The sequence below is a fragment of the Streptomyces xinghaiensis S187 genome (assembly GCF_000220705.2).
Classification (GTDB): domain Bacteria; phylum Actinomycetota; class Actinomycetes; order Streptomycetales; family Streptomycetaceae; genus Streptomyces; species Streptomyces xinghaiensis.
The window spans coordinates 178,664-189,239 of the sequence record NZ_CP023202.1; the positions used below are offsets into that span (position 1 = coordinate 178,664).

Consider the following 10,576-nt stretch of genomic DNA (forward strand, 5'->3'; position numbering starts at 1 on the left):
CCGCCCATGGGCGAGCCTCCCAGTAGTGACCATCGCGCGATCCTCCGTTCCCCGGCCCACCATGGGAGGAGGTGAACCCGATGATCGAATTCCTGCTTCTCGCCCTGGCTCTCCTCCTCTCACTGGCCTGCGGCGCCTTCGTGGCGGCGGAGTTCTCGCTGACCACCCTGGAGCGCGGCAGTCTGGAACAGGCGGTCGAGAACGGTGAGCGCGGCGCGGAGAGCGCCCTGAAGGCCGTCCGCAATCTGACGTTCCAGCTCTCCGGCGCCCAGCTGGGCATCACCGTCACCAATCTGGTCATCGGTATGCTCGCCGAGCCCTCCATCGCGGCGCTGCTGCGCGACCCGCTCTCCGCCGCCGGGGTACCCGACGGGGCCGTGGGCTCCGTCGCCCTCGTCACCGGTACGGCCCTGTCGACCGTGGTGCTGATGGTGGTCGGCGAGCTGGTCCCCAAGAACTGGGCGATCTCCAGCCCGCTGCCGGTGGCCAAGGCCGTCGCCACACCGCAGCGCGCCTTCAGCGCGGCCTTCCGCCCGCTCATCAGCCATCTCAACAACTCCGCCAACCGCCTCGTCCGGCGGATGGGCCTGGAGCCCGCCGAGGAGCTGGCGTCCGCGCGCGGCCCGCAGGAGCTGGTGGCCCTGGCCCGGCACTCCGCCAAGGAGGGGGCCCTGGAGCCGGACACGGCCGAGCTGTTCGTGCGGACCCTGAACCTCTCGGAGCTGAGCGCCGAGAACGTCATGACCCCGCGGGTGCAGGTCATGGCGCTCGATGTGCAGGCCAGCGCGGAGGACGTCGCCAACGCGACCCGCGCCACCGGCCTCTCCCGCTTCCCCGTCTACCGGGGCAGCCTCGACACGGTCGTCGGCATCGCGCACATCAAGGACGTCCTGGCGGTCCCCGCCGAGCGCCGCTCGCGCCATCCGGTGACCGAACTGCTGCGCGAGCCACTGCTCGTGCCGGAGTCGCTGACCGTGGACCGGCTGCTCGACCGGCTCTCGGGCAAGCGCAGCATGGCCGTCGTCATCGACGAGTACGGCGGCACCGCCGGGGTCGTCACCCTGGAGGACATCGTCGAGGAGGTCGTCGGCGAGGTCCGGGACGAGCACGACCCGCTGGAGGCGCCCGACCTGGCGCCGGCCGGCACGGACGCGGAGGGCCGCGAGCTGTACGCGGCGGACGGCGCGGCCCGTACCGACCAGCTGGAGACGATCGGCCTGCGCGCCCCCGAGGGGCCGTACGAGACCCTGGCCGGGCTGGTCGCCACGGAGCTCGGCCGGATACCGGCCGAGGGCGACCGGGTGGAGGTGGCCGGCTGGCGCGTCGACGTGGTGGACGCGTCGGGACGCCGGGCGGCCCGCGTGCTGCTGCACGCGCCGCTGCCCGAGCACGGTGAACAGCACCCCGAGGAGGCCTCCCGATGACCGCGGTCCAGCTTTTCGTGGGTCTGCTGACCCTGGTCGCGAACGCCTTCTTCGTCGGTGCCGAGTTCGCGATGATCTCGGTCCGGCGCAGCCAGGTGGAACCGCTCGCCGAGGAGGGCAACCGGCGCGCCAAGAGCGTGCTGTGGGGGCTGCAGCACGTCTCGGCGCTGATGGCCGCCGCGCAGCTCGGCATCACGCTCTGCACGCTGGTCCTGGGTGTGGTCGCCGAGCCGGCGATCGCCCATCTGCTGGAGCCGGTGTTCGACGCGGCGGGTGTGCCGCACGGCCTGGTGCACCCCATCTCCTTCGTCATCGCGCTCGCGGCGGCGACGTATCTGCACATGCTCTTCGGCGAGATGCTCCCGAAGAACATCGCGCTCGCGGCGCCCGTGCGGACCGCGCTCGCCCTGGGCCCGCCGATGGTGGCCCTGTCCCGGGCGCTCCGCCCGGTGATCTTCTCCATCAACGCCTTGGCCAACACGCTGCTGAAGCTGCTGCGCGTCGAGCCGAAGAACGAGGTCGCGGCCACGTTCTCGGACGACGAGCTGGCCCGGATGGTGGCCGACTCCCGTGAGGCCGGGCTGCTGGACAAGCGGTCGACGGAGCGTCTGCGGGATGCCCTGGAACTCGGCCGGCGGCCCGTACAGGAGGTCGTCAAGCCGGTGGCCAATGTGGTCGCCGCCCCGCTCGGCGTCACCCCGGAGGGCCTGGAGAAGCTGGCCTGGGAATCGGGGTTCTCCCGCTTCCCGGTCGTGGACTCGGGCCGCCGGATCCTGGGCTACCTGCATGTGAAGGACGCGCTGGACGCCCGGCCGCGGGACCTGCCGTTCCCGGTGGCGGCGATGCGGCCGATCGCCCGGGTCCGGGCGGAGACGCCGCTCGACGACGCGCTGGGGGCGATGCGCGGTTCCAGTACCCATCTGGCCGCGGTGATCGGAGCGGACGGCAGGCTGGCCGGTCTGGTCACCATGGAGGACGTGCTGCGGGAGCTGGTCGGGCGCACGCCCGCCTGACCGCGGAGCACCGAGGGCCCGGGTGCCCGGCGGGAACGCCGGCGCCCGGGCCCTCGCGGTGCCGGGTGCCCGGTTGCGGTGTCCGGTCCGGTGAGGCGTCCGGTCCGGGGCAGGTGTCCGGGGTGTGTGTCCTGTCCGTCGTGTCCGTCCGGAGCCGGCGCGCGGGCTCCGGTTCAGTCCCGCTCGTCGGCGGGCGGCACCGGGGCCGGTACGGCGGCGGCCGGAAGGGCCGGAGCGGGAGCGGGGAGGGCCGGAGCGGGAGCGGGGAGGGAGAACCAGACCTCCTTGCCCCAGGGGGTGCGGTCCGCGCCCCAGTCGCAGGCCATGAGGTCGACCATCGACATGCCGCGCCCGTCCTCGTCGTCCGCGGTGGCGCGGCGGACCCGGGGCAGTTCCCGGCTTCCGTCGCCGACCTGGCAGCAGACCGACCTGCCGCGGACGAGGGTGAGGTGGACGGGGCCGTGCGCATGGCGCAGCGCGTTGGCGACGAGCTCGCTGACCAGGAGTTCCGCGGTGTCCGCGAGATCACCGAGCCCCCACCGGGACAGGGTGTGGCGCACGGCCCTGCGAGCGAGCGCGCACGCCTCGCCCGACCGCGGCAGCGGCCAGGGGCCGGCCCGGCCGGTGTCGGGCTCCGGTGCCGCCGGCTCGGAGGCCGGACGGCACACGGGCACGGGGGCCGGCTGGGCCAGCGCGGCCTCGGCGGGCCCTCCGGGGTGCGGGTGGTACATGGGATCTCCACTACGGCCCGGCTGTCCGGACGACAAGGGCTCAGCGGATCGAGCGCGCCGTGTGCGGCACGGGAAGGTTCGCGACGCTGCGAGGCTGCCACGCGGCTGTTCCGCCCGGAACTCCGGGCAGAGAAAAGCTGCGGGTTACTTCCGCGTAAAACAATAAAATGCGTTTACCGGGAAGTAAAGCGTTCATGACCGATCTGTTCCTGACGCTCTACCGGTCATCACCGGGCAGGCCGCGAGCCCTCCCGGGGTCAGAGCGGACCGAACCGAGCGATGAGCATCGCCAGCACGATCGTCAGCACCCAGCCCGCGATCTGTTCCAGCAGCGGGTGGTCGTCGTCGGACGGTCCGCCGGTACGGGCGGCCACGACAGCGGCAGCGGTCATCAGCGCACACTCCTTGCCGATCGGTCCCGCCGGGGCGGCCCCGCCACGGCGTGGCGCGGACCGGCGGGACGGTTGCGGAAACGGGCCGGCGACAGGGACGGCCGGGGCACCGGGCAGCGCCGGGGAACAGCACCCATACCGGTACCGGTCGGGCGACAATAGACCCGAATCGCACGGCCCGCTGTGACCCGTGACTCACCCCGCCCGGCATCCTCCCCGGCCCCCGGCGGGCGTAGGATTCCCGGCGTCATGCAGATGAATGCCTCCTACACCAGTTTTGTCGCCCTGGGCGACTCCTTCACCGAGGGCATGTCCGACCGCCTGCCGGACGGCAGTTACCGGGGCTGGGCCGATCTCCTCGCGGCGGACCTGGCCGCCCGGACGCCCGGTTTCCGCTACGCCAACCTGGCGGTGCGCGGAAAGCTCATCGGCCAGATCGTGGACGAGCAGGTGGACATCGCGGCGGCGATGAACGCGGACCTCGTGACCCTCGTCGGCGGGCTCAACGACGCCCTCCGCCCCAAGTGCGACATGGGCATGGTCCGCGCCCGGCTGGAGGAGGCCGTCAGCAAGCTCGCCCCTAACTGCGGCCGGCTGGTGCTGATGCGCAGCCCCGGGCGGAACGGCCCGGTGATGGAGCGCTTCCGGCCGCGCATGGAACAGCTCTTCGGCTTCATCGACGAACTGGCCGAGGCGCACGGCGCCCTCGTCGTGGACCTCTACGGCCCGGGGGCGCTGGGCGACCCGCGGCTGTGGGCCGTCGACCGGCTCCACCTCACCGCCGAGGGCCACCGGCGGGTCTCGGAGGCGGTCTGGCAGACGATCGGCCTGGAGCCGCGCCGGGACTGGACCGAACCGCTGCCGCCGGTGCAGCCGGTGAGCTGGTACCGGCGGCGGAGCAGCGACCTGCGGTTCGCCCGCGAGCATCTGCTGCCGTGGATCGGCCGCCGGCTGACCGGGCGCTCCTCCGGCGACGGGCTGACGCCCAAGCGCGGCGACCTCCTGCCGTACCCGTACGAACTCTGAGCGCCCGGCCGGCATGGCACGGGCGGGCGGGCGGGGCGCGGAGGCGGGCGGAGGCCCCGCCGGACCGGCCCGTAGAATGCCGTCACGTGACCTCCAAGCCCCGCATCCCGAACGTTCTGGCCGGCCGCTACGCCTCCGCGGAGCTCGCCGCCCTGTGGTCCCCCGAGTACAAGGTGACGCTGGAGCGCCGGCTGTGGCTGGCCGTCCTCCGCGCGCAGAAGGATCTCGGGATCGAGGTGCCGGAACAGGCCCTCGCCGACTACGAGCGGGTGCTCGACCGGGTGGACCTGGCGTCGATCGCGGAACGCGAGAAGGTCACCCGGCACGACGTGAAGGCCCGGATCGAGGAGTTCAACGCCCTCGCCGGCCATGAGCACGTCCACAAGGGCATGACCTCCCGGGACCTCACCGAGAACGTCGAGCAGCTGCAGATCCGCCTCTCCCTGGAGCTGGTACGGGACCGCGCGGTCTCCGTGCTGGCCCGGCTGGGGCGCCTCGCCGCCGAACACGCGGAACTGGTGATCGCCGGCCGCTCGCACAACGTCGCCGCGCAGGCGACCACCCTCGGCAAGCGGTTCGCGACGGCCGCCGACGAACTGCTGGTGGCGTACGGCCGGCTGGAGGACCTCCTCGGCCGCTATCCGCTGCGCGGCATCAAGGGCCCGGTCGGCACCGCGCAGGACATGCTCGACCTCCTCGGCGGCGACGCCGCGAAACTATCCGAGCTGGAGCGGCGGGTCGCCGCCCACCTCGGCTTCGGCCGGGCCTTCACCTCCGTCGGCCAGGTCTACCCGCGCTCGCTGGACTACGACGTCGTGACGGCGCTGGTGCAGCTGGCCGCCGCGCCGTCCTCACTGGCCAAGACGGTCCGGCTGATGGCCGGGCACGAGCTGGTGACGGAGGGCTTCAAGCCCGGTCAGGTCGGCTCCTCCGCCATGCCGCACAAGATGAACACCCGTTCCTGCGAGCGGGTGGGCGGCCTCATGGTGATCCTGCGCGGCTACGCCTCGATGACCGGCGAGCTCGCCGGCGACCAGTGGAACGAGGGCGACGTGTCCTGCTCCGTGGTGCGCCGCGTGGCTCTCCCGGACGCGTTCTTCGCCCTCGACGGCCTGCTGGAGACGTTCCTGACGGTGCTCGACGAGTTCGGTGCCTTCCCCGCGGTCGTCTCCCGCGAGCTGGACCGCTATCTGCCGTTCCTCGCCACCACCAAGGTGCTGATGGGCGCCGTGCGGGCCGGGGTGGGCCGGGAGGCCGCGCACGAGGTCATCAAGGAGCACGCGGTCGCCTCGGCCCTGGCGATGCGCGAGAAGGGCGCCGAGCGCAACGAACTGCTCGACCGGCTCGCGGGCGACGAGCGCATCCCGCTGGACCGCCCGCAGCTCGACGCACTCATGGCGGACCGCCTCTCCTTCACGGGTGCGGCGGCGGAGCAGGTGGCCTCGGTCGTGGCCCGGATCGAGGAGATCACGGCCGCGCGCCCGGAGGCCGCCGCGTACACCCCGGGAGCGATCCTCTGAGGGGCGGGGAGTCCCGGGCGGGGCGGCGGCACCCGGCACGCCGTCCGCCGTCCCGCCCGAGCCGGCAGGAACTGGAGGCGGCCCGCGACCGCACCGTCGACGATGTGATCGCGCACAACCTGCGGGTGCTGTTCTGCGGTATCAACCCCGGTCTGATGTCGGCGGCGACCGGTCACCACTTCGCCCGGCCGGGCAACCGTTTCTGGCCCGTCCTGCACGCGTCCGGCTTCACCCCGCGGCTGCTCCGGCCCGACGAGGAGCACGAGTTGCCCGCGTACGGGCTCGGCATCACCAATGTCGCCGCGCGCGCCTCGGCCCGGGCGGACGAGCTGAGCGACGAGGAGATGCGCGAGGGCGGGCGCCTGCTCGCGGAGAAGGTGCTGCGGTACCAGCCGCGCCGGCTCGCGGTGCTGGGAATCACGGCCTACCGGGTGGCCTTCCGGGACAAGGCGGCGGTGATCGGCCCGCAGGCCCGGGTGATCGGCCGGACGCAAATCTGGGCCCTGCCCAATCCGAGCGGCCTCAACGCGCACTGGACGACGGCGACGATGGCGGAGGAGTTCGCCCGCCTGCGCGAGGCCGCCGAGCGCGACGAGCAGAACGAGCAAGGCGACCGGGACGAGCAGGACGAGTGGCCCGGCCCGCCGCCGGGCCGGTGAGCGGGGCCCGAACGCCGTGACGGCGGCCGGGGCACGGCCGTGACGTACCCGCCCGCCGGGCGGGCCGGAAGACCCGGGAGACGACGGCACCGGTGCCGGACCCCGACGAGGTGGGGTCCGGCACCGGTGCGCGTCCGGCACTGCCGGCGGGTGTTCCGTCAGCTCTCGCCGCGGGCCGCCCGGCGGCGCATCAGCAGGACGCCGCCCGCGCCCAGCAGCACCAGGGCCGCCGCGGAGGTGCCGATGACGGCGGAGGCGCCGGTCTCGGCGAGGTCCTCCTTGCCGCCGTCCGACGGGTTCTGGCCGGCCGTGTCGGCGGCCGTGGGCTCGTTCGACGGCTCCCCGGTCGTCTCACCGGCCGTCTCGCCGCCCGGCTCGGTGGACGGCTCGGTGGACGGTTCGCCCGAGGGCTCCTCCGACGGCTCGCCGGAGGGCTGGCCGGACGACCCGCCGTTGCCGCCCTCGTTCTCGTCCTCGCAGTCCGTCCAGAAGACCTTCTGCTTGGCCTTGCCCTTCTCGCCCTCGAACTTCCAGACGAGCTTGTAGTGGCCGTCGGGCAGCTTCAGGTCGTCGCTGCGGCCGTGCCCCTCGGCGTCGAGGGTCAGGGTGCCGGACTCGGCCTCCGTGCCCAGGGTGCCGGTGGGCGGCATCTCGAGGATCTTCCACTCGATCTGCTGGCCGCTGTCGAACTTGAACGCGTCCAGGTAGAAGACGCAGACGTGCGGCTCGTTCTTGACGAGCTCCTCGCCGGTCTCGGCGTCGTGGATCTTGACGGTCCCGTTGTCACCGGGCGGGGTGGCGTACGCGACGGGGGCCAGCAGCAGGGAAGCCGCTGCGGCCGCTGCCACCGCACACGCCGAAGTGAGGCTGCGCATGGATCACCAGGTTTTCGAGAAAAGCGCCGGAAGCGGGGGGCGACGCCTCAGCTTCCAGCCATCTGTTCGGATAGGTCAAGCCAATCGGCCACCGCATCAGCACCTTTGAGCCCGCGATGTCCCTTTGATCACCGGTAACGATTCAGCCTAGGGCACTCGTTCGACGTACATCCGCTCGAAAGAGGACATCGGAGCCGACGGGCGGCGGCGCTCCGGCGGCGGCCGCGTGCGTCATCCCCGGGTCTCCGGGCTTCCCCGGCCGTCCCGGTCTCCGCGGTCCGGAGCCTCCGGGTCCTCCTCCGCCACGACGGCCAGCAGGCGGAGCGGTAACTCGCGGCCCTGCCGGCCGAGTCCGACGGCGAGCCAGCGGCCCCCGGCCCACCAGGCGTAGAGCACGCCGACCCAGCCGCAGAGCGTCGCCAGCGGCTCGGGAACCGCCTCGCCCTCGGCCGAGCGTATGAGGTGTTCGGTGAGGTCCAGGACCCGCGGCTCGCCCCAGCGCCTGGAGAGCAGGACGACCAGCGCCTCGCACTCGGCCGCGAACTGCTCCTCCGCCTCCCGCATCCGGGAACCGTCGTCCTCCCAGAACTCCTCGCTCACCCGCAGATCGGCCAGGTGGAAGCCCGGTCCGCCCTTTGCGCCGCGGGAGGGCCCGCCGCGCGCCGCCGGAAGGGGCCGGGCGCACAGCCGGTCGATCGCCGCGAGCTGTTCCACTGTGCTCATGGGTCCAGTGAACTACCCGTCACCGACAACCGGCCCCGGGCGCACGGGAGTCGGGCGGCGGCCCGGCCCTCGGCACGCCCGCGCCGCCGGGACCCCGGGCCCGGTGTGGCAGGCTTCCGGCAGACCGGTACACGGAGGTGTGGGGCATGGGGCGGGTCACCGTCGTCACGGGAGGCGGCCGCGGCATCGGAGCGGCGGTCGCCGTCCGTCTCGCGCGGGCCGGACACGCGATCGGCATCGGCTACGAGAAGGCGCGGGAGACGGCGGAGGAGACGGCGGCGGCGGTGCGCGCCGAGGGCGCCGCCTGTGTGACCGTGCGGGTGGACACCAGTGCGGAGGACCAGGTCGACGCGCTGTTCGACACGGTGGCCGCCGGACTGGGCCCCGTCACCGGCCTCGTCAACAACGCCGGGATCACCGGGCCGCTGGGCCTGTTCGCCGAGACGGACCCGGAGGTGATGCGGCGGGTCCTCGACGTCAACGTCATGGGCGCCCTGCTGTGCGCACGCCGGGCGGTGCGCGAGATGTCGACGCGCTACGGCGGTGCGGGCGGGGCGATCGTCAACATCTCCTCGTGCGCGGCCACCACGGGCAGCCCCGGCGAGTACGTCCACTACGCGGCGACCAAGGCGGCCGTGGACGCGATGACGAACGGGCTGGCCAAGGAGGTGGCGGCCGAGGGCATCCGCGTCAACTCGGTACAGCCCGGGATGATCCTCACCGGTATGCACGCCGCGATGGGCGACCCCGAGCGCCCCTGGCGCGACCCGGACCGGGTGCCGATGCGGCGCCCCGGTGAACCGGAGGAGATCGCGGGCGCCGTCGCCTGGCTGCTCTCGCCCGAGGCGTCGTACACGACGGGCGCGGTGCTGCGCGTCTCGGGCGGCCTCTGATCCGGCGGCACGACCGCCGGTGTGGCGGCAGGCGGGCGCGGCCGGACGGCGGGGACGGAGCGGCCGGGACGTGCGCCGGTCCGCCGGCCGGACCCGTCGCGCCGCGACGGCTACACCGTGACGGCCGCGAGCTTCTCGGGGTTGCGGACCAGGTACACGCAGGCGATCCGGCCCTCCGCGGTGACGTCCACGGAGACGACCGTGTCCGGCCTGCCGTCCAGCAGGACCAGCACCGCGGGCGCCCCGTTGAACTCGCGGCGCACGAACTCCACGGCCTGGCCGTCAAGTTCCCCGGCCACGGCGGCGAGGAAGCGGGCGATCTTCCCGGCGCTCTCCATGACGCGGAGCGGTGCCTTGGCCCGTCCGCCGCTGTCGCCGACCAGCCTGGCGTCCGGGGCGAGCAGCTCCAGCAGCGCCCCGAGGTCCGCGCCGGCGGCCGCGGCGAGGAACCGCTCGGTGAGTTCGCGCTGCTGCTCCGGGTCGGCCCGGTAGCGGGGCTTGCGCTCACCGACGTGGCGCCGGGCGCGGGCGGCGAGCTGCCGCACGGCCGCCGGTTCCCGGTCCAGCGCCCGGGCGATCTCCGCGTACGGGAAGCCGAAGGCCTCGCGCAGCACGAACACCGCCCGCTCCAGCGGCGACAGGGACTCCAGCACGACGAGGACGGCGAACGAGACGGACTCGGCCAGCACCGCCCGGTCCCCCGCGTCCGGCACCGCCCCGGCGAACTCGGGGCCCACCGGCTCGGGCAGCCACGGTCCGGCGTAGGTCTCGCGCCGGTCGCGCAGCTTGCGGAGCCGGTCGAGGGCGAGCCGGGTGGTGATCCGGACGAGATAGGCGCGCGGCTCGCGGACCTCCGCGCGGTCGGCGGCGGACCAGCGCAGCCAGGCCTCCTGCACGGTGTCCTCGGCGTCGGCGGTGCGGCCGAGCATCCGGTAGGCGACCCCGGTCAGCAGCGGGCGGTGCTCCTCGAAGACGTCGGTCGCGGTGTCGGTGGCCACGGACCCATCCCAGCGGACGGCGACGGGAGTTGTCCAGGCGCCGCGGGACCGTGGGCCCCGGGCCACGGGCGTGAGCCCCGGCACGGCCCTCGCCGTGCGCGCCATCGGCGCGCCACGGCGGACCTGTTGGCCCTCCGGGTCAGGGGAGCCGGGCGACACGTGCGTCTGGACGGTACGACGGATTCCGGGGTCCTCGCCGCACCGGCCGTGGCGCCGCGTGACCGCCCGGCACGGCAGACGGTCTCCCTGCTCCTCACCGGGCGCCGGAACCGGCCCCCGGGCCACCGCGGCGCACCGCCGGCCGGCTGTCCCGCCAGTCCTC

At 73.9% G+C, this 10,576-nt stretch carries 11 protein-coding genes; 6 read left to right on the top strand and 5 right to left on the bottom strand.

Going from position 1 to position 10,576, the window contains the following annotated elements; translation table 11 throughout:
- Nucleotides 1-80 precede the first annotated feature (80 nt).
- A complete protein-coding gene (locus tag SXIN_RS00900) occupies nt 81-1,424 on the top strand; it encodes a hemolysin family protein (RefSeq protein WP_019708321.1) in 1,344 nt (447 codons plus the stop codon).
- Nucleotides 1,421-2,437, top strand: a complete 1,017-nt coding sequence (locus tag SXIN_RS00905; protein WP_019708320.1) for a hemolysin family protein — start codon at nt 1,421-1,423, stop codon at nt 2,435-2,437. The genes SXIN_RS00900 and SXIN_RS00905 overlap by 4 nt, the downstream gene beginning before the upstream one ends.
- 173 nt (nt 2,438-2,610) lie before the next feature.
- Here the strand turns inward: SXIN_RS00905 and SXIN_RS00910 are convergent, their stop codons facing one another.
- Together SXIN_RS00910 and SXIN_RS30750 are read right to left on the bottom strand one after the other, a co-directional pair.
- Entirely contained in the window at nt 2,611-3,168 is a 558-nt protein-coding gene (locus tag SXIN_RS00910; RefSeq protein WP_095756414.1) for an ATP-binding protein, read from the bottom strand.
- A gap of 257 nt (nt 3,169-3,425) precedes the next feature.
- Nucleotides 3,426-3,560 (bottom strand): SCO1431 family membrane protein, encoded by a 135-nt coding sequence (locus SXIN_RS30750; protein WP_019708318.1) that lies wholly within the window; start codon nt 3,558-3,560, stop codon nt 3,426-3,428.
- 249 nt (nt 3,561-3,809) lie between these two features.
- Between SXIN_RS30750 and SXIN_RS00915 the strand changes: the two genes are divergently transcribed.
- The 3 genes from SXIN_RS00915 (at nt 3,810) to mug (ending at nt 6,765) form a co-directional block, all read left to right on the top strand.
- Nucleotides 3,810-4,586, top strand: coding sequence for an SGNH/GDSL hydrolase family protein (locus tag SXIN_RS00915; protein ID WP_019708317.1), 777 nt, complete (start codon nt 3,810-3,812; stop codon nt 4,584-4,586).
- A gap of 86 nt (nt 4,587-4,672) precedes the next feature.
- Nucleotides 4,673-6,106 (top strand): adenylosuccinate lyase, encoded by a 1,434-nt coding sequence (gene purB / locus SXIN_RS00920; RefSeq protein ID WP_019708316.1) that lies wholly within the window; start codon nt 4,673-4,675, stop codon nt 6,104-6,106.
- Between the two features lie 104 nt (nt 6,107-6,210).
- Nucleotides 6,211-6,765: a G/U mismatch-specific DNA glycosylase gene (gene mug, locus SXIN_RS00925; RefSeq protein ID WP_019708315.1), complete on the top strand. Its 555-nt coding sequence runs from the start codon at nt 6,211-6,213 to the stop codon at nt 6,763-6,765.
- Between the two features lie 158 nt (nt 6,766-6,923).
- Here mug and SXIN_RS00930 read toward each other — a convergent pair whose 3' ends face one another.
- Both SXIN_RS00930 and SXIN_RS00935 read right to left on the bottom strand, forming a co-directional pair.
- Nucleotides 6,924-7,640 (bottom strand): LPXTG cell wall anchor domain-containing protein, encoded by a 717-nt coding sequence (locus SXIN_RS00930; RefSeq protein WP_039820927.1) that lies wholly within the window; start codon nt 7,638-7,640, stop codon nt 6,924-6,926.
- A gap of 231 nt (nt 7,641-7,871) precedes the next feature.
- A complete protein-coding gene (locus SXIN_RS00935) occupies nt 7,872-8,363 on the bottom strand; it encodes a hypothetical protein (RefSeq protein WP_192883536.1) in 492 nt (163 codons plus the stop codon).
- Nucleotides 8,364-8,509: 146 nt separating this feature from the next.
- On the opposite strand from SXIN_RS00935, the gene SXIN_RS00940 reads away from it, so the two are divergent.
- On the top strand, nt 8,510-9,256 hold the full coding sequence (locus SXIN_RS00940; RefSeq protein ID WP_019708312.1) for an SDR family oxidoreductase: 747 nt from the start codon (nt 8,510-8,512) through the stop codon (nt 9,254-9,256).
- Between the two features lie 110 nt (nt 9,257-9,366).
- Here the strand turns inward: SXIN_RS00940 and sigJ are convergent, their stop codons facing one another.
- The gene (gene sigJ / locus SXIN_RS00945) at nt 9,367-10,254 is read right to left on the bottom strand and encodes an RNA polymerase sigma factor SigJ (RefSeq protein ID WP_019708311.1); all 888 of its coding nucleotides are present in this window, start codon (nt 10,252-10,254) and stop codon (nt 9,367-9,369) included.
- Between the last annotated feature and the right edge of the window lie 322 nt (nt 10,255-10,576).